Here is a 23,763-nt window from a genome sequence, read left to right on the forward strand (position 1 = left end):
TCCGTGCCTCCTCAGGGCAGAAGTGTTCCGGTGACCGGAGTGCTGTTCGCGTGCTGTTGCCGGGTGGCGACCCCCGGATGTCGATGGCCGCCGCGGGCCTGCCACTGCCCGCAGGCCTGTCACTGGCCGGTGCAGGCGATGGAGTTCGCCTCCATGGGTGAGAACGCACCGTCCGAGCGGACGATCATCACCTGGATGCAGGTCTGCCCGGTGGGGTTGGGCCGGACCTTGACGGGCGGCTTGTCCACGGCATGGAACTCGGCGCTGTTCCCGCCCAAGGTGTACACCTTCCACTTGTAGGTGTCCCCTTCCTTGGGCTGCGGATTGGTCCACGTGAAGCTGGCTTCCCCATCGCCGCCGATGGAACCCTTGAGGCCCTCCACGTCCGGCACCGTGCCGTTGTCCAGGGCATCCGCAGGGGGTTTGCTCACCTGTTGCGTTGCCTCCGTCTTGGGCGGGCCCGGCGCGGCGTTGGCCACCACAATTCCCACCACCGCCGCCAGCGACAGGACGGTGCCGCCGGAGATCGCCAGCCACAGGTTGCGCTTTGAGTGGTCCGTTTCCGGTGCCGCCTGCGGCTCCTCCACTTGCACGGCCCGCTGCACTGTTGCGTCGGCGGTGTAGGCGGAGTCCTGCTCCGGCCCACGGCCGCCCGGAACCGGCGCACCGTAGTTGACCACCCCCGTGCTGCCGCGCAGGACGGTGGACTGGGCCCACTCCCCCTGCCCGCCGCCGTCGGCCGCTCCCCCTGCGCCTGCTGCTCCAACGGGACCAGCCGGAATGTGCGGCACTGCCGGGGCAGCCCGCCATTGGGTGGGTGCAGCAGGGGTGAAGGACGACGGCGGGAGCGCGCCGCCCCTGCGTCCCGTCGCGTCGGTCGCGGTGCCGGGAAGATGGGCGCCGGGCGTGTTGGGGCGGGTGCGTGCCGGGAAGGTGGGGGCGCTGCCGGTGCGTTCCGGATCGATGGCTGCGATGCTGCGGACGCGGGTCTCCTCGGTGCCGTCGTCCGGGTGGCTCTCGTCCTGCTGTGGCTCCTCCAGGACCTCGAAGGGCGTGACGGAGAGGTTCAGCTCGGCCTGGATACGCTGCAGGGCCAGGGCGAAGGCGTGGGCGGACGAGTACCGGGACTGCGGCGACTTTGCCATGGCCGTGGCCAGCGCCAGTTCCAGGGATTCCGGCACATCTGCACGGCCCAGCCGGGGCAGGGCCGTGTTGCTGATCCGGTTGATGAGTTCGCGCTGCGAGTTGTCCGCCCCGGGCATGACGAAGGGCGAGCGGCCGGCCAGCAGGGTGTAGAGCGTGGCGCCCAGGGCCCAGACGTCCACCATGACGCCGTCCACCGGGCCGTCCCGGAACTGCTCCGGCGGGGACCACGGGATGGACATGCCGGAGTCGTCGTCCGCGTCCCCGGCCAGGGTGCCGGAGATGCCGAAGTCGGTGAGGGCAGGCCGGTTGTAGTCCGTGACCAGGATGTTGGCGGGCTTGATGTCGCGGTGGGCGATGCCGGCGCGGTGGGCGGTCTCGACGGCGGAGGCCACCTGGATACCGACCGCCAGCACCTCATCCACGCTGAAGCGCTGCCGCCGGTACCGGACGTCCAGGCTGGGCCGGGAGCAGTACTCCATGGCCAGGTAGGAGTGCCCGTCATCCGTCACTTCGGCTTCAAAGATGGTGACGATGTACGGGTGCGAGGACAGCTGGGCCATCAGGTTGGCTTCTGATTCGAAGCGCCGGCGGGCGCCCTCTGTCTTCAGGTCGGAAAGCAGCACCTTGACCGCCACCTTCCGGCGCGGCCTGTCCTGTTCGTAGAGGTAGACATCGGAAAAGCCGCCGGACCCCAGCAGGCTGATATACGTGAACCCCGGAATGCGGGGCGGCGGCGCGACGGGACGCTTGGAACTCACGGGATCTCCTCAAAGCGCAGCGAGATGTTGTCGCCCAGTTCCGCGATGTCGCCGTCGAGCAGGATGGCCATCTCGTTTTGGGCCAGGCGGCGCGGCGGCTGGCCTTCGCGGACCAGGACGGTGCCGTTGGTGGCTTTGAGGTCGCAGAGCATCACGTGCCAGCCCTCGAGCCGAACCTCAACATGGGACCTGGAGATGTCCCCGCCCGGGCTGGCCACCTGTACCAGCCGTGGCATCACCCCGCCTTGCACGCGGGACACGGAGGGTTGGCGGCCGATGACCATTGACTGGTCCAGGTCCAGGAGTTCACCGGTGGACAGCCGCATGCGGCCCAGCCGGGGACGCGCAACCTGCGCCGCATCCGGCAGCAGGGCACCCCCGCAGGCGCTGCACTGGGCACGGGTTGGCGGGTTGGCGTGGCCCTGCCCGCAGACCCGGGCCAGTACCAGCGGTCCATCGCCGCCGTTCTGCTGCGCGGTCACCGGGGCTGCCGGGCCGGAACCCGCTCCCGGGAGGCTGCTCTTCATGACCGTCTGGCCGTCGTGGTCGGGATCGAAGCCGGTGCCGGGGTGGGCGGGGTTAGTGCCCTGAGCGGGGCTGGCTGCACCGGCGGCGGATGCAAAAGGCTCCTGGCCTGCCGGAGCTGGCGGCGTGCCCAGGGTCGGCTCCGGCGGAGGGGCGGGGGCCGCCGGTTGCGACGCTGTTCCCCCCGTCGCTGTTCCACCGGTGCGCCAGGGCACGGAGTCGATGAGCCCGGTGGGGGCTGGACGGGGCGGAGTTGAAGCCGCTGCGGCGTCATCGGTGCCAGTTGCGGCGGAGTCGTCACTGCCAGCTCCGGTGCCGGGATCCGTTGCTGCCCCGGAACCGGCTGCCGGATCGTGCGCTCCGGCATCCTTAGCGGCGTCCTCAGGGGCATCCAGGGCGGGCAATGGTCCGGGCGCGGGCAGGGCCGGGGGTTGCTGCTGGACCACGTGGCCGGAGTCGGCATCGGGTTCCTCGCGCACCGCTGCGTCCTCGATGTTGCGCATGACGGTGCGGTCCCAAAGGTGGTCGTAGGAGCTGGTCAGTTCCACCGCCGGAGCGGCTTCGCCTGCATCAGTTTCCGGCCCGGAAGGCTCAGCGCCGGCCGGTTCCAGCCCGCCAGGCTCCACCATCAGCTCTTCATCGGCCCCAATGATGGTGCCGGGGGCGATGGTGGCGTCCGGGTCAAGGCCGTCCGCGTCGAACGCGGGGTTCAAATCACCGCTCTCCGAACGTTCCCCGTCCAGATCCTCGTCCATGTCATCGCTCAGGTCATCGTTGACGTCCTCGTCCGGGTCCCCGTCGATGACGCCCACTACCGTCTCGGCGACAGAATCCAGATCGCCGGTACCGTTCACTTTACCGGCAGCGTTCACGGCGAATGGACCGTCGGGAGCCGTGGGGGTATGCCCTGATTCCGCCTCATGCGCGGCGGCGACAAAGACGGGAGCGGAGACACTGACGGCAGCGGGAGCGTCGACGGGAGCGGGAGCGTCGACGACAGCGGGGCCATTGATGACAGCCGGGGCGTCGACCGCGGCAGGGCCGGAGCGTGCACCGAAGGTCAGGGACGACAGCAGCACCACGCCCTCCCCCAGCGGCAGTTCAGGCGCCGCAGCGCCCCCTGTGCCACCGGCGGCATCGGTGCTGCCGATACTGCCGTCTTCGATACCCAGCCTGCACGTGCCGGGCACGGCGAACTTGCGTTCGTTCCAGGTGGTCACGTCCCTGCCGTCAAGGTCCACGGCGCCACCGGGCTGCTCGACACGAAGGTCGATGTCACCGCGCAGGAAGACCCGCAGCGACCCGTTGAAGTCGAGGATGCCGAAGGACGGTATACGGGTCAGGGATCCGCCGGAGCTGCTGGTCACGGCCGCGAGGACCTCGTGCGGCTCCGGCCGGCCGGCCAGGAGTTCCCACAGGGCGCCGGCGAGTTCAGCGGGCGCCTCCGGGCCCAGCAGAACTGCGGTCTGGGACCGGACGATGCCCAGCCAGCGGCCCGGAATGTAGCTAGCGCCTGTCATCGCCCGGCTCTCCCTCCAGCCCGCTGCCGTCCACGCGCCCAGTGTCCTCCGCCGGCCCAGCGCCTTCAATGAGCCCAGCACCCTCTGCCAGACCAGCGCCGTCAACCAGCGGTTCGGGCAGGGGCTCTGTCACGGCTTCTGAGGCCGGCGGGCGCGGCAGCGTCACCTCGTCCCCCTCAGCGGGGGTGTGGCGGGGCGCTGTGGTGCCGGCGCCGTCGTCGTTCGCCACGTTCCGTGCGTCCACCACGATGGCGGTGACGTTGTCGCGGCCGCCGCTGCGCAGGGCCGCCTGGATCAGGGCATCCACGGCATCCTGGGGATCAGCGACGGTGCTGAGGATGCGGAGGATGTCATCGTCCGCCAGTTCCCCGGTGAGGCCGTCGGAACAGACCAGCACCCGGTCGCCTTCCTCGACGGGGATGAGCCAGTAGTCCGCCTCCGTCTCATCCCCCGTGCCCAGGGCCCGGGTGACCACGTGCCGGCGCGGGTGGACGGTGGCTTCCTGCGCGGTGATTTCGCCCGCGTCCACGAGTTCCTGGACTTCGGAGTGGTCCACGCTGATCTGTTCGAAGTGGCCCTGGCTGAGCCGGTAAGTGCGGGAGTCGCCGATGTTCATGACCAGCCAGTAGGGCATGCCCATCTGTTCCACAATGACTGCGCCGGTCAGCGTAGTGCCGGCGCGGGCTCCGGTGGCTTCACGGATGGAGGCGTCGGCGCGGACCAGGTACTGCTGGAGGACGGACGCCGTGATGTTCCGCTCCCCCGTGGTGACCTGGGGCATCCCGGCCAGGGCACGCACGCACAGGCCGCTGGCAATTTCGCCGGCTTCATGGCCGCCCATGCCGTCGGCCACGGCGAAGACCGGATCGGCGGCGATGTACGAATCCTCGTTCAGCTCCCGGCGGAGGCCCCTGTCCGTCCCGTAGCCGCAGGAGAGGCTAAGGCCCGGCCCCGGCTGGATGGTGGAGGAAACACTGGCGGGGTGCTGGTTCATGCCTGTCCTAGGTAAAAGGTACGGTCTCCAAAGTGCACGCTGGAGCCCGGGGTAACAAATGTGGGGACGCCCGGCACCAAGGGGGTGCGCAGTCCGTCCGGAGTGGTGACCGCGCTTCCGTTGGTTGAGTGCCGGTCCGTAACCCAGATGCCCGCGCCGTCGGTGAGCAGGTGCAGGTGGGTCTTCGAAATGGAGCGGCCGGGATCGTCCACGGCCAGCAGTTGGGCATGCTGCTCCCCGACCGCCCCCACGGGGTTGCGGCCCACCAGCACGCTGCGGTCCAGCTGGAAGTCCCGGCCGTCGTCAAGGCGGATCCGCAGGACCGCTAGTGGGGCCGCGACGCCAGCGCCCGGGCGCACTTGGGTGCGTTCGACGTCGTCGTCCGCATGCGGCGGGGTCACGCGGTGGCCAGCGGCAGCGCCGGCTGGCGCGAAGGATGCCGGCGAGGTGTAGGGCATGGTCTGGGACGGCATGGTGGCCGACGGCGCATGTGCCTGGGGCGCCTGGGCCGCGGATGCTTGGGGCGCGGCCGCCTGGGCCGCACCGTGTTGGGGTGCGACCGGCTGGGGTGCGTTTGGCTGGGGTGCGAAAGGTGCGGGCGTGAAGGCTGCCGGCGGCTGGGGGTCGGGTAGTGGGGACGCCGACGCCTGCAACGCCGATGCCTGGGATCCTCCCGCGTGGGGCGCGTTGGCACCGGCCACCGGGGACAGCACCTGCTGCACGGGCGGAAGGTCCAGGGGCGCGAAGCTGTAGGGTCCCTGGATACCGCCGGTGGTGATGGGGTCCCGGCCTGCCTTGACGTCGAACACCAGGGTCTTGGCGGCGGCGTCATTCCAGCCGCGCAGCCCGCCGTTCTTGTCCCACCGGCAGGAGACCACCACCAGCACAGCCCACACCGCACCCACCAGGAGCAGCGGCCCAAGGATGAACAAGGCAGCGTCAAACCACTTGAACACCACAACCAGCACCGCCGCGAGCAGGGCCAGCAGGATGCCCGCTCCGGTGATAAGGCCGCGCAGGAAGACTGCACCAGCGCCGGGCGCATAGCCGTCCTGGTCCGCGCTGCGGATCCCCATCAGGAGGTTCCCGGGCGTCTTGCCGCTGCGGCCCTCCAGCCCGAGGACGACGAACAGGTAGGCAAGGGTCAAACCAAGGCCGATCCCGCCGAACAGCACCAGGGAGGACGTGTCGTAAATGATGAAGCCGCCGCTTCTGGTCCGGGTGATGCCGGCAAAACCGATGGCGAAGGCCACCACCAGCACCGCCACCCCGGGCATCCAGTCAATGACTGCAGCACCGAGCCGCTTGCCCGCCGCAGCCGGAACAAGCTGAAGGTTCACTGCCATTCCCGTTCCTCCCCCTGGAGCGGCTTCCACCATGGTGGAACCGCCGGTCCTGCCCGGCCCGGTGCCCGCATGTACGGGACCCGTCAACGTGCCCGCCTGCCGACCTGCCGGGGGCCTTTCTACTACCGGGATAGTACCGGGAATCCCTGGCACGTGCGCGGGACGCGCCTCCCGGGCGGAACCTGGGCCGTGGTCCGCAACCGGGTCCGAAGTGCGGCTGCGCCGCGCCGCCCGGTTGGGCAGCGGGGCACCGCAGGCAGTGCAGAAGGTGGCTCCCGCGCGGATCTGCTGTTGGCAGCGGGGGCAGCGTTCGGCGTCGGGCTTCACTGCTGGCCAGGTCCTTGCTGCTCTGGTGCCTGCTGGCCTGGTACCTGCTGGCGCTCTGCACCAGACCGGTCCGGCGCCGCGCCCGTGCCCTCCTGCGGTCCGGTAGCCCGGCCCTGCGGCGGGGTGGAACTGCCGGAGGTACGACGGCGGCGCGCGGCAAGGATCCCCGGCACCGTCGGCAGTGCCAGACGGCCGCCGGGCAACTTCGGGCCGCTGCGGGAGTCCATGGCGGTCCGCGCGTCGGCGAGCAGCGAACGGGGCGAAAACCGTGCCTGCTGCCGGCGCCAGAAGCCCATGCCCGAGGTCATTTCCTTGAGGGAACCATCAACGATGGTCCAGTACTCGCGGACCTGCTCCTCGCTGGGTTCTCCGGCCCCAAAGATCGAGGCGTCCGCCCGGCGGGCCAGCATGGTGGTGGTCCCCGAGGTCGCAGGGAAGGCTTCGGCCAGGACGACGGCGCTTTCGCGCCGTGTCGAGCGGGTGTCGACGGCGGCGCCCAGGTCGGTCGCGAGGCTTACCACCTCGTTCCATCCTCCGCCCACACGCCGGGCGGGGTGGCCATCGCGGAAACGCGACTTCCGCCGTCGTGCCTTCAACAAAGCGATCAGCAACAGCGGGAGGGCCAGGACCACCAGCGGGATCGCTGCAACGCCCAGCGCGCCCAGGAGGGCGCCCCAGAACAGCCACGGGTTGTTCTTCTTCTGGTCCGCGTCCAGGGCGTCCGGCGAAGAGTCCGGCGGCAGATCCGCCGGCTCCTGCGGCGGGGGTGGCGGCTGCAGCACCTGCGGCTTGGGCTTGGACTTGCTTTCCGGGTCCGGCGGGATGGGGATGTTGTCCTTGGGCGGGGTGGGGTCGAAGCTGACCCAGCCCACCCGCTCGAACGCCACCTCCACCCACGCGTGGACGTCCTTGCCGGTGATCTTCACTTCGCCTGCGCCGTTCTCGGGACTGGTCGGTTCGGGGTAGAACCCCATCACCACGCGGGACGGGATGCCCAGGTGCCGCAGCATCAGGGACATGGCCACCGCGTATTGTTCGTCGTCACCGAGCATCTGCTTGGCGGTGAGGAGGCTGCGGATGCGGGCGGCGCCGTGGCCGGAGACGCTGGGCAACTGTCCTTCGCTCACCAGGCCGTTGCTGAAGGCGCCGGTTTTCTGGAAATGCGCCTCGATCTGGCGCACCCGGTCGATGGCTGTGGGGGCGTCGGCGGACAGGTCGTTGGCTTGGGAGCCCACCACCGGCGGAACCTCCAGGGGATCGGGCAGGGAGACCTTGGCGAAGTCGTATTGGGTCAGCTGCCCGTGTTCGAGCTTGACGGGATCCGAGACCTGCACCGTGTAGGAGTCCCCCTTGGACAACCCCCTGGTGGTGACGGCGGTGTCCGTTCCCGGGTTGAAGTAGAGACCGCCGGCCGCGGCGGAGCCGGACTGGTCGAAGCTGATGCCGGTGGTCTTGCGGCCGCCGGGGACGAAGTAGCCCTGGTAGTCCTCGATGTTGATGTCGATCGAGTAGTCATTGGTGGGTACTACCCCGGAGGAGTCGGCAAGGGTGTTGATGGACTTGGCGTCACCCACCTTGCTGAAGTTGCCCGAGCCGTTGGGGTCCATGTTGTAGTTGGTGCCGTTGAAGGCATCCAGGGCCCCCAGGCGGACCCGGCCGTCCCGCGGCAGGCCCTTGACCACGAACAGCGTGTCGTCCTTCTTGTCCTTGACGTAGGTCCGGAAACTGGCCAGGGGCGTGATGTAGTCCTTTGGATCAAACGGCGGTACCACCACGTTGCGAAGGACTTTCCGGTCCTCCCCGGCACTGACCAGTGGCGCGGCCACGGCAGTGATCCCCACGCTCACGGCGATGACTCCTGCGGCCATCCCCAGCCGGCGGATTCGGGCGCGGCGTGCGGTGGCGCTGTCATTCTGCGGGTTGTTGACCGCCACCCGCCTGGTGCTGTTCCGCCGCAGGGCATCGCGGCGGAAGGTGGCCCATGCGATGCCCAGCACGGTCAGGCCGATGCCGCGTTCCAGGGTCAGGAAGGCGGCATTGGTGCTGAAGGCGATGCCGGTGACGAACAGGACCAGCACCGGAAGAAGGGGCAGGTAGGGGCTTCGGACCCGCCAGGTCAGGATGGCGGCCACGAGGGCCGTGATGAGCGAGCTCAGGAACGGGACGATCAGCACGCCGCCTGCAGTTCCCACCGGCACGCCCACGGTGAGCATGTCCTTCCAGGCGAAGACGACGCCCAGCAGCAGGGTCCGCAGCGAGTCCAGGGTGGGGACGAAGCCCGCGATGGCTGCGTCCGGTACTGCCAGCAAGGTGCCGAACACCAAGTACGCGGCAAGGGCCAGGGCGGTGGTGATCAGCAGGCCCAGGCGCAGATGGGCGTTCGCCGCCCCAATGGCCAGGCCCAGGATGATGCCGCCGAACCCGGACAGCAGGTAGTACGGGTCGCCGCCAAAGCTCAGGCCGAAGCCGAGCAGGCCCAGGCCCAGCAGGACCACCAGGGCGCCGGCGTCGAGCAGGAAATGCCACAGCGGCTGCCCGCTCGCCAAGGCGGATTCCGCGGTGGCGGCCTGCCGGCGGGTACGGGTCGGCGGGATGCGGGTTTGCGGGGAGCGGGTTTTCGGGGAGCGGCCCGGTGCGGTGCTCATGCGGCCGCCTTTCTCAGCACGATGGCAAGGTCGGCCAGGTCGCCGAGCGTCAGGACAGTAAGGTCTGCGATGTTGGCCCGGGTGGGGGCGGCCCCCGCTTCCACCCGCACCGCGAGGCTTCGCACGCCCGGCGGCACCGAGGCGGCGGCGGAACGGAGCTGGGTTGCCGTCACATTGCTGCCCACCACGAAGAAGACCACGGAGGCATTGGGGACGGTGTCGGCCAGGGTGCGGGCGAGGTCGACGGCGGTGCGGCGCATCGGGGTGCCGACGATCCGGGTCATGTCGTCCAGCATGTTGCGGCCGGTTTCGCAGCGCAGCGGCCCCTTCTGGGTCAGGACATCCAGTTCCCGTTGTTCACGGATAGCCTGCCGGCCGATGGAGGCAGCCACTGAAATGGCCATCTCGAACTCGTTTTCCGTGGCGTATTCGTCGGTGTTGATGGACAGCGAAATGGCCAGGTGGGCGCGTCGCGTTTCCTCGAACTGGCGCACCATCAGTTTGTTGGTCCGGGCAGTGGTTTTCCAGTGGATGTGCCGGCGGTCATCGCCCGGCACGTAATCGCGCAGGGCGTGGAAGGAGACGTCTGCACTCGAGAGGTCCGTGGTGGGCATGCCTTCAAGGTCGCGGATGAACCCCGCGGCAGATCCTGCAAGGGCAACCGTGCGCGGGTGGACGAAGAGGTCCTCCGGCTCGGTCCACAGGACCTGGCGTCGCAGCAGGTGCAGGGGGTCTGCCCGGACGGAACGGACGGGGCCCACCACGATGACGGCGCGCCGGGCGGTAGGAATGGTGAACAGGTCTTCGTGGACCTGCCCGGGCTTCATCCGCGGCAGGTGGAAGACGGCGGTGGTGCTGCCCACCGGCAGCTCCAGCGCGGCCGGCAGCAGTGGACGGGCCGAGGTGTTGGAGACGGCAATGCTGCCCACGGCGCTGTCCCCCACCGCCACCCGCGTGCGGGCCAGATCCAATACCACTCCGTAAGAGGATCGGCCCAGGATGAAGGCCACCGCGATCACGAACATCGCGAACGCGGCGATGGACGCTGCCGTGGCTTCCTGCCAGCCGAAAGCCTGGCCCGTGGTCCAGAGCAGGATGGCGGCGGCCAGGACGGACCAGCCCAGGATGCTGACCACGGAAAGGACCGGCCACACATACTTCAGCCAGCTGTCGCGGACGCCCCGCCAGGCGGGTGTCAGGGCCTGGAGGACTGTGCTGCTGGCTTCGGACCATACCGCTGCCGGGTGCAGGCGGGTGGGGCGGCCGTTCCGGTGGAAGAGCTGCTGGAAACGCTCCGCGTACCGGGTCAACGGGGTGCCGCTGGACGTGCCGTCGGACATAGGGATGTGCCTTCGTTGTTGCGCTGGAATGGAGTGGTGGTGGCTGCAGCGTCAGGCTGCTGCCACGCGGTCAGGCGTTGGTGCGCTGCTGCGGGGCCGCGACATCGGCCAGGATCCTGGTGAGCACGGCCTCGGCGGTGGCGCCGGAGAACTCGGCTTCGGGATCCATGACGAACCGGTGGGTCCACACCACAGGGGCAAGTTCCTTGATGTCGTCCGGCAGGACGAAGTTCCGGCTCTGGGAGGCAGCCCAGACCTTGGCAGCCCGCACCATGGCCAGGGCGCCGCGGACAGAAACGCCGAGCCTGGTTTCCGGGGCATTGCGGGTCTCTTCGCACAGGCGGGAGATGTACTCCAGGACCGCGGTGTCGACGTGCGCCGTCGCGGCGAGGTCCGCCATGTCGGCCACGGCCTGCGTGGTGATGACGGCGGAGAGTTCCTTGGACCGGTCCTTCAGGTTGCTGCCGCCCAGGAGCCGGACGGTGGATGCGTGGTCCGGGTAGCCGATGGAGGTTTTGATCAGGAAGCGGTCCAGCTGCGCCTCGGGAAGGCGGTAGGTTCCGGCCTGCTCGATGGGGTTCTGGGTGGCCATCACCATGAACGGCCGGCCGGCGGAATACGTGACGCCGTCCACGGTCACCCGGGATTCCTCCATGACCTCCAGCAGCGCCGACTGGGTCTTCGGCGAGGCGCGGTTGATTTCATCGGCCAGGACGATGTTGTTGAAGATCGGGCCCTTGTGGAACTCGAACTTCTGCGTCTTCTGGTCGTAGATGGTCACACCGGTCACGTCCGACGGCAGCAGGTCCGGGGTGAACTGGATGCGGTTGTTGGAGCCCTGCACGGTGGCGGCCAGGGCACGGGCCAGGGAGGTTTTGCCGGTGCCGGGGGCGTCCTCGAACAGGACATGCCCTTCGGCCAGCATCGCGGTGAAGGTCAGCCGGATGACGTGTTCCTTGCCCAGCACCGCCTGCCCCACGTTGGCAACCAGCTTTTCGAATGTGTCGGCAAACCACTCGGCCTGCTCGATGGTCATGGTCATGAAAGTTGTTTCCTTCTACTGGGTCAAATTCGTTGCACCGCCCGGAGGCTCCGGGCCGTGCCGTGGGATGCGGTGTGGTGCTAGCGGTTCGGCATGTCCTTGGGCGGGTTGCAGCCGATATTTGAGGTGTCACAGCGGAGCCAGTTGCCGGATGCCATGCCGGAGGTCAGGTGGTACCAGATGCCGGTGGGGTTGTTGGAGGTCTTGTACCAGACCTGGTAGCGGTCGGTCGTGGCGGGCGCCCCGGCGTCCAGCCACTTGCCCGCGCCATTGCACTGGGACGGGTTGCCGTCGACGAAACTGTCGGTTCCCTTCCGGGGCTCGGTGCAGCTTCGCGTGGGGCTGGCGGTGATGTTCCAGGACGTCGGTACCGGCGGCGGCGGTTCGGCCCCGCTGCGGGACGTGTCACTGCCGATCCGCCCGGGTTGTCCGGCACTCACGGCGCGGACCTCGAGCTTGTGCGTCTCGCTGTAACCGACTTTCTTGGAGAAGCTCCGCTGCGTGGTGTCCTGCCATGGACCGTTGTCCAGGCTGTACCGGTACCCGGTCACCGCACGGCCGTTGCCGCTTGGCTGGTTCCACGTCCAGGAAACTGTCTGGTCACCGACGCCGCTGCTCTTGCTGCCGTTGACCGTGGGAGCAAACGCGAGTCCGTAGGGATTGACGGCGTTGGACGGGGCGCTGGCGTCACCCGCGGAGGTGCTGCTGGAGGAGACCGCCCACACCACCACAGATGTCTGGGTGCCGTTGGCTGCCGCAACCACGCCACCGCCTGCAGGGATACTGCCGGACCCACCTCCGGACGTCAGGCTGTAACGGTAGGTGATCTCCGTCGGCGATGAGCCGTTGCGCTGGGCGTCCGTCAACTGCGTAAACCGGACATCGATCTTGCCGCCGTTGGCGTCGGTATCCACCAGGGTGGCCGTGGGCGCTCCCACTGTTCCGGGCTTGCCCACCGCACGCGTGGCTGCTGACGGCGCGCTGGTGGCGCTGGTTCCGGCCTTGTTCGTAGCCGACACCGTGAACGTGTAGCTGGACTCGGAGTTGTCCACTGTCACGTTCTGCGAAGTGCCTGCCACCTGCTGGCTTGCGATGGCGGCACCGCCGCGGAGGGTGGTCAGCGTGTAGGCGGATACGGCATCACCGTTGTTGTTGGGTGCCGTCCACACGACGCGGAGCTGGCTTTGGGAACCAACCGGAGTTGCCTGTGCCACGCTCGGTGCAGCCGGAGTGGCGGGCACACCGGCCGGGACTTCAGCCGCCGAATACGGACTCCACTCGGACGGGTCCTTGGCATCGTTCCGGGCCAAAACGCGGACCTTGTAAGAGACGCCGTTCTGCAGCCCCTTCCACACGTAGCTGACGGACGTCAGTCCCTGGATCTGGGCATTCTGGCCGGCAGGAGCAGGCGAAATTTCCAGGTCATAGGACTTCACGGGCGAGCCCTTGCTGGCCGGAGCGGCCCAGTTGACCGCAAGCTGCCTGTCGCCGAACTTCAGCGACGGCGCCAGCGGGGTATCCGGCTTCACGTCGGGGCGGACATCGGCGGAGGCCGGGGACCGCTCGGAATCACCGAACTCGTTGGTGGCCGTCACCTGGAAGTGGTAGGTGGTGTTGTTCGTGAGGCCGTTCAGGGTGCAGGTGTTGGCCGCGCAGTCCTGCTTGAAGCCACCTTCCCCGTACACCGTGTACTTGGTGATCGCTGAGCCCCTATCGGCCGGCGCGGACCAATTGAGCAACGCGGTCTGGTCGCCCACGCTCTGTGCCTGTGGCGTGGTCGGCGCCGCCGGCTTGTCCTTGACGGTGAGCCGGAGGCGTGCCGTGGCATGCCGTGAGCTGTCCCGCGTCTTGTCCTCCACCGTGTAAGCCACCACCAGGGTTCCAGTGAAGCCCGGAGCAGGGGTAACGGTGACCGAGTCCCCGCTGACATCCACGTTGCCACTCCCCGTTTCCGTGTTTGCCGCGATGATCTTCAGCGGTGTTTCCGGGAACGGGTTGGCGTCATTGGCAAGGACGTTGATGGTCACCGGCTTGCCGGCGGCGGCGTTGTCCTGCACGTCGTCGTTGGCCACCGGTTTGGGCCGGTTGGAGGCGGTCACGGCAAGCTGGTACGTGGCCGTGGCTTCAAGCCCGCGCGGATCCGTCGCCTTCACCTGCACGGCCGCCCGGGTTCCGGTAGCCGTGGACTCTGCCGCCGAAACCTTCAGCGCCGCGCCTTCGACGCGGACGTTGAAGCCGCCGGGTGAATCCCCCACCAGCTCGTACTTCATCTTCTCGACGTCGTCCTGGTCGGGGTCGGATGTCAGCTTGCCCAGATCGGTGCTGGCCGAGTCACCCTTGGGAACGTCCACGTTGGCGCCAAGCAGCTCCGGCGGGTTGTTCTTGTTCGGGTTCGGCAGGACCTTGGTGCGGATGCTCAAGGTTGATTTCAGGCCGGCAGGATCGTCCGGGCCGGTACCGTCGGTGACCTCGAACGTGAGTGACCCGGGGCCGACGTAGTCAGCTCCTGCGGCGTACTTCAACCCGGCACCGTCCCGGATGATGGGATCGCCGCCGTCGGCTCCGATGAGCTTGATCCGGTCCGCCTGGGTCAGCCGGGGCGACCGGCCTTCACGTACCTTCACCCATTCCTTGAGGTCGACGTCGACGGACTGCCCGGCAACAACCTCAATGACCTCGTCCTTGGCCAGGGTGGGAACCTGCTGGCCCAGGCCCGGTACCCAGATGATGGCCGTGGACTGCTGGCCGTCAACGTCTTCCACGGTATACGGGATGAGCTGCGGCTGTTCGGTGAGGTCCACCAGCACGTTGCCGTTGCCGCCCGGACGGGCGGTGGCGGCCTCAGTGCTGATCTTGAGGTTCTCGCCCACGCCGTCCGGGTCCTCATCGTTCTTGAGGACGGGCACGTCGACGGCGGTCTTGCCCATGGCCTGTGCCGAGGTCACCCGGTCGTCGCGGGCAATGGGGGCCTTCAGCGGCACGTTATTGTCAACCACCAGGCGGATCGTGGCCTGGGCAGCTGCGTCCCGGTCGTCGGCGATGGTGTAGCGGACGTTGACGGTCCCGGCCTCGTTGGGGGCAAGGAGGATGATGCGCCCGCTGTTCTTGCTGACGTTCGCCTGCAGGGCAGGGTCGGCCTCGACTCCGTCCGTCAGGATGCGGATGCGGTCGCCGTCGGGATCAGTGTCGTTGGCGGTCGCGTCGACGGCGATCTGCCGCCCCGGACGCACCCGGACCTCGTCGTCCACCGGGGTGGGCTTCTGGTTCATCTCGCCCCGGGGAGCGATGCCCACGGTCACGGTGCCCGTGTTTACGGCGCCCTGGCGGTCCACCACCTTGTAGCGGAAGGTGTCGGTACCGGTGCCGTCCCCCGCGGCGGTGAAGTCGACGAAGTTGCTGCCGACAGTGCCGGTTCCCATGGCTGGGGTGCTGTCGATGCCGGTCAACTGCACGGAGTCGCCGTCGGGATCAATCCCGTCCAAGGGAACCGGGATGCGGACCGTGCCGGCAGCCACCACGCGGGCCGTCAGGTTCCGCGGCTGGGGCCGGGAGTTCTGGGCGCCTTCGAGCGGAAGGATGTGGATGGTCACGGCAGCGGCGCTCTTCTGGCCCTGCGGATCCACCGCGTTGTAGATGGCGCGGACGGTCTTGGGCTGGCTGCCCGCGATGAAGCGGAGGGTGTTCTCGGAGACGAAGCTCTTGCCGTCGGCAGGATCAACCGCCTGCGGCAGGACGGGGTCCACGGTGAGTTCCTGGCCCTGCGGGTGGGTGTCGTTATCCAGCACCGGGATGGTGACCACGTCGTTGACGCGCACATTCACTTCGTCCGGTTTGGGTTGCGGCGCTTCCACAACGGCCGGCGCCGGGACGGGCACCACTGACACGCTGCCGGTGGCCGACTTCTTGCCGTTGGACATGGTGTATTCGAACAGGATGGGATCCTTGGTCCCCAGGATGTCGGTGATCCGCAGGACGCTGTGGTTGATCACGCTGACGGAGACCGTCGCGTTGTCCGGAAGCTTCACGGACTGCAGCACCAGTACCCCGCCGGAGGGGTCGGAGTCGTTGGCCAGGGGGTCCAGCAGCACGCTTCCGCCCGTGGGCATCAGGGCAACGTCATGCACCGCCACGGGATCGCCGCCGTCGTTGCCGGATTCCACGTCCACGCGGATGAGGCCCTGGCTGCTTTGCGGCCCGTTGCTGGCAATGTAGGTCAGGTAGACCGGGCCGGGGGTGGTGCTGCGGAAAGTGAATGTGCCGCCGTCGGTGACGGGGCCAAGTTCGGCAGGACCGTTGGCCTCCACCTGTGCCAGGCGGAGGGCACCTCCGTTGGGGTCCACGTCGTTCTTCAACGGGGAGATGACCAGGTCCTGCCCCACCACGGCGGTGACGTGGTCGGCGTTGACCACCGGTGCCAGGGCTCCGGGCGGCTGGACGTTGACCACAACCTTGCCGGTCACGGTGGCGCGGCCGTCCCAGATGGTGACCTGGACGTTCTTCTTGCCTGCGGTGGCGCCGGAGTCCTGGAAGGTGAGCAGCCCGTCACGGCGGACCTTGACCTGGTCCTGGTCGTTGTCGGCCTTGGCGTCAAGCAGGACCAAGTCGTCGCCGTCGGGGTCGATCCAGTCGGTGAGGATGTTCTGGCTGACGGTCTTGCCCTGTTCCACCAGCATGGTGGTGTCCTCACCGCGCTTGAACTTGGGCGGCTTGTTTTCGTCGGGTCCCACCACGGCCAGCGTCACCTGGCCGGTGGCGGAGAGGCCGCGGCCGTCGGAGGCGCTGTAGTTGAAGGTTTCCGTGCCCGGTTTGGCGTCCGCGGGGACGGTGATCTGGAACGCCGTCCCGCCGTAAATGCTTTCCAGGGTGCCCGACTTGGGGCCGGCGTCTGCGGCCACGGCAGCCGTCAGCACGTCGCCGTCAGGATCGGAGTCGTTGTCCAGGACGCTCAGGATAGTGGTGCGGCCCGGACGGACGCCGACGGCGTCGGGCTTGGTTTCCGGCGGCCGGTTGGGCTTGGTGCGGTCCGGCAGGACGTTGATGGTGTTGTTGTCAGCCGACTCCTGGTCCTGGTCGTCGGACTGGTTCTTGGGCGGCACGACGTCGTCCCAGTTGTTGACCAGCTGCATGTTCTGGTTCACCAACCACACATTCCCCGAGTTCACATCATTGAGGACCACCAGGTCCCGGTTCACCCGGAAAACATACGACGGCGACGCACTCGCCTTAGGCACGTCCACCTTCTTGTCATCACCATCATTGGTGCAGTCCCGGACATACTTGTTCGCACCCGACCACGCCGCATGCACACACCCGCCCAACTGCACCGGAGCAGCCGGAACCCCCTCACCGTCGAACGTCACCGTCCCGGCAGCACCCCCGTCCAGCGGCTGCTTCACCAACGCCTTCCGCGTCGCCACCGCCACAACATCACTGCCCGGCCCGGCCTGCTGCAACTTCGCATCCCGCGCATTCTCCAACACCAACCGCTTACCGCCCGGCAAAAACAGGTTCCCCGCCGCAGCATCCAGCACCACCGGCTGGTCCCCCACCACCGTCATCTGCAAATCCCCGGCACCCTTAAGCCCATCCCAGGTACTGGAATCCGAGGACGTCACCGCACCATTGGCATCAACACCGGTCACCGTCACTGTGCCGGTCTTCGGATCCGCCGAATAAATCCGATCATCAGAACCCACCGCAGAGACAATCCCCGCCGACCCCACCATCACCGGCTCCGACGCTTCCTTGTCGAAGCCGTTCACCGTGGACGGCGACACCGCCCACACCTTCCCGGACCCCGCATCCGTCACCGAAATCGTCCGCGCACCAAAACTCACATCAGCCGCCCCCGGCAACTGCTTATCCCCACCCAATCGCATATTCGCCGGCGACACCTGATTCAACGTCGAACCAGTCCCGTCCTCAACAAACACCTCACCGGCATGCTGCAACACATCAAACGTCGTCGACGCCGGAGTCACCGCACCATCCAACACCCGCGACGGATAATTCAACCGCCCCACAGCATTCTTGGCCTTCGACACCACCCACACACCACCGTCATTCAACTCAACCTCAGTGGTCTTAAACCCCGGATACAACACAGCACCCGTCACCACAACAGCCACCACAGCACCAAACGCAGTACCCGGGAACCACCGCGGGCGGGAAAACCGGCGCCATCGGGGCGTGCCGGCGGCAGTGGTTTGGGCGCGCGTTTGTCCGCGACGTTTCATGCGTTGAATCTCCCCAGATTTCTGGCCGATGGCCCGACGCCGGCTTCCACAAAGCCGGGCACCACAACAGTACCGCTAATTCACCAACAAGTGGATAAACCGTTACGACCGGACCGGAAGCAGCGGTTTCCTTCGCAAAATGGCCAGCACTTAGTCCAGCACCAGGCCCCTACCGCGTCCGCGGGTGAGGCGGACGGGGAGGATCTCGCCGAAGCCCCGGACGTTTTCCGGGTCCTTCGGGAGCAGGACGAACCGCTCATCCTGCTCCAGCGCGGACGCCGTCATGGAGTCCACCAGCACCGTGCCCGGATCGGCAAGGGTGGTCAGGCGTGCTGCCAGGTTCACCGTGGGACCGTAAATATCGCCAAGCCGGGACAGGATCCTGCCCCACACCATGGCCACCCGGGCCTCGGGAAGGATCTCGTCCTCGGTGAAGGCCTCGGCGAGCGCCAGGGAAATCTCGGCGCCGGCCGCCGGGGTTTCGGCGATGTAGAGGACTTCATCGCCCACGGTCTTGACCAGCCTGCCGCCGCCCACCGAGATGATTTCGGCGCACTTGTTTTCAAAGCGCTGGACCAGCCGGGCGAGTGTTTTTTCGTTCATCCGGCGGGACAGGCTTGTGTAGGACACCAGGTCCGCGAAACCCACTGCGCGGGCCAGGGGCAGCGGCGCGTCATCCTCGTCGCCTTCCCGACCCTCTTCGCTGGCCTGCAGCCCGGCCTCGGCGCGGACGGCGAGCCGCTGGACACCGGCGTTGAGCTGGCGGCGCCAGGAGTACACCAGGACTTCCTCGAGGGCGTCCACCAGCGCGGGCAGTTCGTTGACCAGCCGCTTGCGGGCCACGGCATCCGTAACGCCCTGTTCGTGGACCATGTCCTCCACCAGCGCCTCGATCTGCCAGACCACCATGCGGTCGGTCATCTGGCCGATGGAGCGGGTCACGGAGATGGCCGCTTCCTCCGTGAGCTTTCCGGCGCGGACCAGGTCCACCACCGTGGACAGAGCGGCCTGGTCGCGTTCGGTGAAAGCGACGTCCTCGTCGCCGAAGTTCGGGAACCCCAGGGCGCGCCAGAGTTTGCGGGCGGAGAGCAGTGAGAGTCCGGCGCCGGCGGCAACTTCACGACGGCGGAGCTTGCGTTCCCCGCCGAGCAGTCGGGCTTCGAGCGCCTTCATGGCAAGGCGCTCGGCGGACATGGCACCGGTGGGAGGGTGCCGGTCGACGGCGGGCCGCACCGCGTCCGCGCGGGGTTCGGACCCCGAGGGGTCGCCGTCGGGGTCGCCGGCTGAAGGGTCAAAGGCGGCGGTGCCGGGTGCGATGCTGTCGACGCGTTCCTGCTGGTCCTCATCGGTCATCCCGTCCACCTTCTCTCATGTCCTCCGGAAACACGCCGGCAGGGTAATACGTTGCGCCGCCCGGCTGGGCCCCGCTTTCATCCGGCAGTTCCCCGATCGCGTCGAGGATAAAGTCGCGGAACCTTGCAACCTCGGGCACGTCGCGAAAGGTCACCACGCCCTGGTACCCGGTTTCCAAGGATATATTCCCGGAGCGCACCAGACGCTGCAGGAAGGATTCGTGGACCGTCAGGTTACGCACCGATGCCAGGTTCACCTGCTGGTCCCGCCGGTTCAGCAGCCCGTACCGAGCCACGATCCGCTGGCTGGTCAAGGTGTAGCGGGTGCCCTGCCAGCGCAGCAGGCGGGGAAGGCAGTAGCCAAGCCACACCGCTGCAACCGCCAGGACGCAGGCGGTGACGAGCCACGGCATCCACTGGCGGCCGAGCGCGGGCGCAAGGCGTGCGGCACCGCCACGGATGATCCAGGCGCTGGCATAGGCCCCCAGCGCCGGGGCGAGCACGAAAGCCAGGGCTGCGCCGGTAAGCTTCCTGGCCTGCGGGCGGGTTGTGACGATGACCTGCTCCCCGGGAACGAGGATTTTACGCATAACCGCCTTGGGTGGGTGCGTCCGGCGCCGTCCAAGGCCGCAGGTGCACCACGTCCCCGGCAGTCACCACGTGCTCGCGCCCGTCACGGTCCAGCACCAGCAGCGAGCCATAATCGTCCAGCCGGGAGGCATGCCCGATGATCTCGTGGTCGCCGGGCAGCTGGGCGCGCACCTGCTTGCCCAGCGTAACCATGACGGCCTCCACCCTCTTGTGCAGCGAGGGGCCGCCCGCGATGCCGGCGGTGGGGTCGCCGTCGGCGTTGCAGAAACTGCGGTACAGGACCGCGAAGTGGGACAGGTAGCTCTTCAGCAGGGCGGTGCGGTCGGTGGTGCGGGCACCTTCGAGGGCCACCGAGGTGGCGGTGGGAACGGGAAGTTCACTGTCGCGCAGGGTGACGTTCAGGCCGGTGCCCAGGATGACCGGGGGCACGTTGCCGTCCGCCATGGGCCCCAGCTGTGCGAGGATGCCGGCGATCTTCCTGCCGCGCACCAGGACGTCGTTGGGCCATTTAAGCTCGGCGGGGATGCCGGCGGTTTCCAGGAGCGTTTCGCGCAGCGCGAGGGCTGCGATCAGGGAGAGCCAGGAGTAGCTCTGGGTCGGCAACGGCCGCCCGTCCGCGTTGACCGGGCGCAGGACTACCGAGACGGACACCGAACTCAGCGGCGGAGCTTCCCAGTGCCGGTCCAGCCGTCCCCTGGCGGCCGTCTGGTACTCGGCGGTCAGGACGGAGAGGTCCGGCCAGGCCGCGGGATCCACTATGGCATCACGCAGGAGGTCCGCGTTGGTGGAGCCGGTGGAGTCCACCACGTTGATCCGGGGTATCCCGGCGGCGGACAGGAAACGCTGGTCGGCCAGGTCCCCGCGGTTCAGAGGGGTGCCTGGTGCGTGTGCGTCGTCCATAGCTAAATCCTACCGAGCCGGATCCTGCCGGGCTAAGTCCTGCGTGCGGCGCCGTGCCCGGCGGGCTTGCAGCGAAGGGTGCCGCTTAGAGGAAGATGTCCGGAACCAGCTGGTCCTCCGGCGCCCCAAGGCTGTAGGGGCGGAAGTCGGTCACACCCGCAGCGGTGAGCACCTGCTCGTCCGTGTAGAAGTTGCCCGACGGCGGCGCGCCGGCACCGAGGTTGGCTCCGGTCAGGACGGCGTGGGCGGCGTCCGCCATGATCTGCGGACCCCGCGCGGCCATGACCATGGTGTCGCCGTGCGGCATGTTGCGGATGGCCGCCGTATCGATCAGGGTGCACGGCCACAGCGAGTTGACCCGGATCCCGTCCGATTTCAGTTCCTCGGCAAGGCCCAGGGTGGTCAGGCTCATCCCGTATTTGGCCATGGTGTAGGCAAGGTGCCTGCCCGCCCAGGACGGGTGCAGGTTCAACGGCGGCGAGAGGGTGAGGATGTGTCCCTGTTCCGAGGCCCGCAGCGCCGGGAGGGCGAGCTTAGACAGCAGGAAGGTGCCGCGGACATTGATGTCCTGCATCAGGTCGTACTTTTTCATGTCCACGGCGTCTGTGGTGGACAGGTCGATGGCGGACGCATTGTTAATGACGGCATCAATGCCGCCGAACCGCCGCACCGCTGCGTCCACGGCGCCGGCCACGTCTTCGTCCCTGCGCACGTCACCCACCAGCGGCAGCGCCTGTCCTCCGGCCGCCACCAGTTCCTCGGCAGCGGTGTGGACGGTGCCCTCCAGCTTGGGATGCGGCTCCCCGGTCTTGGCCAGGAGCACGATGTTGGCGCCGTCGCGGGCGGCCCTCCTGGCAATGGCGAGGCCGATTCCGCGGCTGCCGCCGGAGATCAGGATGGTCCGTCCGGCCAAGGAGCCTGCGGCCCGGTAGGGGCTTTCGGGAGCACGCGAAGCATCGTTGCTTGAAGTCATGGGACCACTGTAACCCAACTAAGTTACCGGCGAGTAACATTGAGGAGGGGTTGCTGGAACGGCGGAAAATTGTAGGTTCCCTACAGCTGCGGGCACCCAAAGCGTCACTAGACTTGCCAGCAGGGTTCGTCCTTTGTGTGGATGCTACTTAAAGCTCCGCGCAGCCCGACCCGCCAGCCAACAGAACTGACCTGCTACAGAGCCGGAGACACTTGATGAGCCACGATCTGACAACGACAGCGGGAAAGATTGCCGATTTCCGCGACCGCCAGGCGCGTGCCGAACAGCCCTCCGGCCCCGAAGCCATCGAAAAGCAGCATGCCCGCGGCAAGAACACCGCCCGGGAGCGCATTGCCCTGCTGCTGGACGAGGACTCCTTTGTTGAGTTCGACGCCCTGGCCGTCCACCGCTCCACCGCCTTCGGCATGGAAAAGAAGAAACCGCTGGGCGACGGCCTGGTCTCTGGCTACGGAACCGTGGACGGCCGGCTGGTGGCCGTCTACAGCCAGGACTTCACCGTCTACGGCGGATCACTGAGCCAGGTCAACGGCGAAAAGATCGTCAAGGTCCAGGAGTTCGCGCTCCGCAACGGCTGCCCCGTCGTCGGCATCCTGGACGGCGGCGGCGCCCGCATCCAGGAAGGCGTGGCCTCCCTGGCCATGTTCGCGGACATCTTCCGCAACAACGTCCATGCCAGCGGGGTTGTGCCGCAGATTTCGCTCATCATGGGCCCGTCCGCCGGCGGCGCGGCCTACTCCCCCGCACTGACCGACTACGTGGTGATGGTGGACAAGACCTCGCACATGTTCATCACCGGGCCCGATGTCATCAAGACCGTCACCGGCGAGGACGTGGATATGGAAACGCTGGGCGGCGCCCGGCAGCACAACGCCACCACCGGCACCTCCACCTACCTCGCGTCGGATGAGACCGACGCCATCGAGTTCGTGCGGGAACTGCTGGACTTCCTGCCTTCCAACAACCTGTCCGAGGCACCCGTGCTGGGGCACCAGCAGGAGATGGAGGTGGACGACGACGACCTCGCACTGGACACGCTTGTTCCGGATTCAGCCAACCAGCCCTACGACATGCGTGCCGTGGTGGAGCAGATCGTGGACGACGGGCACTTCCTGGAGATGCAGGCGCTCTACGCCCCCAACGTGATGATCGGCTACGGCCGGGTGGAGGGCCACACGGTGGGGATCGTGGCCAACCAGCCCATGCAGTTCGCCGGCACCCTGGACATCGCCGCGTCAGAAAAGGCAGCCCGCTTCGTGCGCCACTGCGATGCCTTCAACATCCCCATCATCACCCTGGTGGACGTCCCTGGATTCCTTCCGGGCAAGGACCAGGAGTTCCAGGGCATCATCCGCCGCGGCGCCAAGCTCCTCTACGCCTACGCCGAGGCCACCGTCCCCAAGCTCACCGTCATCACCCGCAAGGCCTACGGCGGCGCCTACATCGTCATGGGCTCCAAGAAGCTCGGGGCCGACCTGAATCTGGCCTGGCCCACAGCGCAGATCGGCGTGATGGGTGCCCAGGGCGCCGTGAACATCCTCTACCGCCGCGATCTGGCAGCCGTTGCCCAGGAGGGCGGCGACGTTGAGGTCCGCCGCGCCGAGGTGATCCAGCAGTATGAGGAAGAACTCCTCAACCCTTACCAGGCTGCCGAGCTGGGTTACGTGGACGCCGTCATCGCCCCTTCGGACACCCGGATCCAGATCATCAGGGGGCTGCGCGCCCTGCGCGACAAACGGGCCAGCCTGCCCGCCAAGAAGCATGGGAACATCCCGCTGTGACCCCCACTCCAGGGGCGCCTGAGCCCGACGAAACCCCGGACGGCGCGCAAGCAACCGCTGCTCCCCTGCTCTCTGTCGTCAAAGGACAGCCGAGCGCCGAGGAGCTGGCCGCACTGACCGCCGTCGTGCTTTCCCTCAGCGGGGAAAGCCCGGCGCCCGCCAGGACCGCCAGCGTGCGGCACTGGGTCCGCAGGCAGCAGCTGCGGCTCGCCCCCACGCCCGGCCCGGGAGCGTGGAAACGCAGCCACGGCTGACGCCGCTCATTGCCC

14 protein-coding genes are annotated in these 23,763 nt (G+C 67.9%); 2 read left to right on the forward strand and 12 right to left on the reverse strand.

Annotation, left to right across the window (positions count from 1 at the left end):
- Positions 1–119 precede the first annotated feature (119 nt).
- From QF031_RS13480 to QF031_RS13535, 12 genes are all read right to left on the reverse strand, one after another.
- On the reverse strand, positions 120–1,904 hold the full coding sequence (locus tag QF031_RS13480; RefSeq protein ID WP_307428928.1) for a serine/threonine-protein kinase: 1,785 nt from the start codon (positions 1,902–1,904) through the stop codon (positions 120–122).
- Entirely contained in the window at positions 1,901–3,949 is a 2,049-nt protein-coding gene (locus QF031_RS13485) for an FHA domain-containing protein (RefSeq protein ID WP_307428930.1), read from the reverse strand. The genes QF031_RS13480 and QF031_RS13485 overlap by 4 nt, the downstream gene beginning before the upstream one ends.
- Positions 3,936–4,943 carry a PP2C family protein-serine/threonine phosphatase gene (locus QF031_RS13490; RefSeq protein WP_307428932.1) on the reverse strand — a complete coding sequence of 336 codons (1,008 nt, stop codon included), beginning with the start codon at positions 4,941–4,943 and terminating at the stop codon, positions 3,936–3,938. Before QF031_RS13490 ends, QF031_RS13485 begins: the two co-directional genes overlap by 14 nt.
- On the reverse strand, positions 4,940–6,616 hold the full coding sequence (locus tag QF031_RS13495; RefSeq protein WP_370874512.1) for an RDD family protein: 1,677 nt from the start codon (positions 6,614–6,616) through the stop codon (positions 4,940–4,942). Before QF031_RS13495 ends, QF031_RS13490 begins: the two co-directional genes overlap by 4 nt.
- Positions 6,613–9,261: a transglutaminase-like domain-containing protein gene (locus QF031_RS13500; protein WP_307428937.1), complete on the reverse strand. Its 2,649-nt coding sequence runs from the start codon at positions 9,259–9,261 to the stop codon at positions 6,613–6,615. Before QF031_RS13500 ends, QF031_RS13495 begins: the two co-directional genes overlap by 4 nt.
- Positions 9,258–10,601, reverse strand: a complete 1,344-nt coding sequence (locus QF031_RS13505; protein ID WP_307428940.1) for a DUF58 domain-containing protein — start codon at positions 10,599–10,601, stop codon at positions 9,258–9,260. Before QF031_RS13505 ends, QF031_RS13500 begins: the two co-directional genes overlap by 4 nt.
- 70 nt (positions 10,602–10,671) lie before the next feature.
- Positions 10,672–11,643: an AAA family ATPase gene (locus tag QF031_RS13510; RefSeq protein ID WP_307428941.1), complete on the reverse strand. Its 972-nt coding sequence runs from the start codon at positions 11,641–11,643 to the stop codon at positions 10,672–10,674.
- Between the two features lie 80 nt (positions 11,644–11,723).
- On the reverse strand, positions 11,724–17,879 hold the full coding sequence (locus tag QF031_RS13515; protein WP_370874513.1) for an Ig-like domain-containing protein: 6,156 nt from the start codon (positions 17,877–17,879) through the stop codon (positions 11,724–11,726).
- A gap of 150 nt (positions 17,880–18,029) precedes the next feature.
- Positions 18,030–19,232 carry an adenylate/guanylate cyclase domain-containing protein gene (locus QF031_RS13520; RefSeq protein ID WP_307428945.1) on the reverse strand — a complete coding sequence of 401 codons (1,203 nt, stop codon included), beginning with the start codon at positions 19,230–19,232 and terminating at the stop codon, positions 18,030–18,032.
- Positions 19,222–19,821, reverse strand: coding sequence for a PH domain-containing protein (locus tag QF031_RS13525; protein WP_307428948.1), 600 nt, complete (start codon positions 19,819–19,821; stop codon positions 19,222–19,224). The genes QF031_RS13520 and QF031_RS13525 overlap by 11 nt, the downstream gene beginning before the upstream one ends.
- A complete protein-coding gene (locus QF031_RS13530) occupies positions 19,814–20,722 on the reverse strand; it encodes a biotin--[acetyl-CoA-carboxylase] ligase (RefSeq protein ID WP_307428951.1) in 909 nt (302 codons plus the stop codon). Before QF031_RS13530 ends, QF031_RS13525 begins: the two co-directional genes overlap by 8 nt.
- Positions 20,723–20,807: 85 nt before the next feature.
- On the reverse strand, positions 20,808–21,695 hold the full coding sequence (locus QF031_RS13535; RefSeq protein ID WP_307428953.1) for an SDR family oxidoreductase: 888 nt from the start codon (positions 21,693–21,695) through the stop codon (positions 20,808–20,810).
- A 215-nt stretch (positions 21,696–21,910) separates the two neighbouring features.
- On the opposite strand from QF031_RS13535, the gene QF031_RS13540 reads away from it, so the two are divergent.
- Both QF031_RS13540 and QF031_RS13545 read left to right on the forward strand, forming a co-directional pair.
- A complete protein-coding gene (locus QF031_RS13540) occupies positions 21,911–23,494 on the forward strand; it encodes an acyl-CoA carboxylase subunit beta (protein WP_307428956.1) in 1,584 nt (527 codons plus the stop codon).
- Positions 23,491–23,748: an acyl-CoA carboxylase subunit epsilon gene (locus QF031_RS13545; RefSeq protein ID WP_307428958.1), complete on the forward strand. Its 258-nt coding sequence runs from the start codon at positions 23,491–23,493 to the stop codon at positions 23,746–23,748. The genes QF031_RS13540 and QF031_RS13545 overlap by 4 nt, the downstream gene beginning before the upstream one ends.
- Positions 23,749–23,763 lie beyond the last annotated feature (15 nt).

It is taken from the genome of Pseudarthrobacter defluvii, assembly GCF_030816725.1.
Classification (GTDB): domain Bacteria; phylum Actinomycetota; class Actinomycetes; order Actinomycetales; family Micrococcaceae; genus Arthrobacter; species Arthrobacter defluvii_A.

Coding starts and splice junctions, on each gene's coding strand:
- QF031_RS13490 (WP_307428932.1), bottom strand. CDS start 4,943: ATGAACCAGCACCCCGCCAGTGTTTCCTCCACCATCCAGCCGGGGCCG.
- QF031_RS13540 (WP_307428956.1), top strand. CDS start 21,911: ATGAGCCACGATCTGACAACGACAGCGGGAAAGATTGCCGATTTCCGC.
- QF031_RS13520 (WP_307428945.1), bottom strand. CDS start 19,232: ATGACCGATGAGGACCAGCAGGAACGCGTCGACAGCATCGCACCCGGC.
- QF031_RS13485 (WP_307428930.1), bottom strand. CDS start 3,949: ATGACAGGCGCTAGCTACATTCCGGGCCGCTGGCTGGGCATCGTCCGG.
- QF031_RS13500 (WP_307428937.1), bottom strand. CDS start 9,261: ATGAGCACCGCACCGGGCCGCTCCCCGAAAACCCGCTCCCCGCAAACC.
- QF031_RS13510 (WP_307428941.1), bottom strand. CDS start 11,643: ATGACCATGACCATCGAGCAGGCCGAGTGGTTTGCCGACACATTCGAA.
- QF031_RS13525 (WP_307428948.1), bottom strand. CDS start 19,821: ATGCGTAAAATCCTCGTTCCCGGGGAGCAGGTCATCGTCACAACCCGC.
- QF031_RS13535 (WP_307428953.1), bottom strand. CDS start 21,695: ATGACTTCAAGCAACGATGCTTCGCGTGCTCCCGAAAGCCCCTACCGG.
- QF031_RS13530 (WP_307428951.1), bottom strand. CDS start 20,722: ATGGACGACGCACACGCACCAGGCACCCCTCTGAACCGCGGGGACCTG.
- QF031_RS13515 (WP_370874513.1), bottom strand. CDS start 17,879: ATGAAACGTCGCGGACAAACGCGCGCCCAAACCACTGCCGCCGGCACG.
- QF031_RS13505 (WP_307428940.1), bottom strand. CDS start 10,601: ATGTCCGACGGCACGTCCAGCGGCACCCCGTTGACCCGGTACGCGGAG.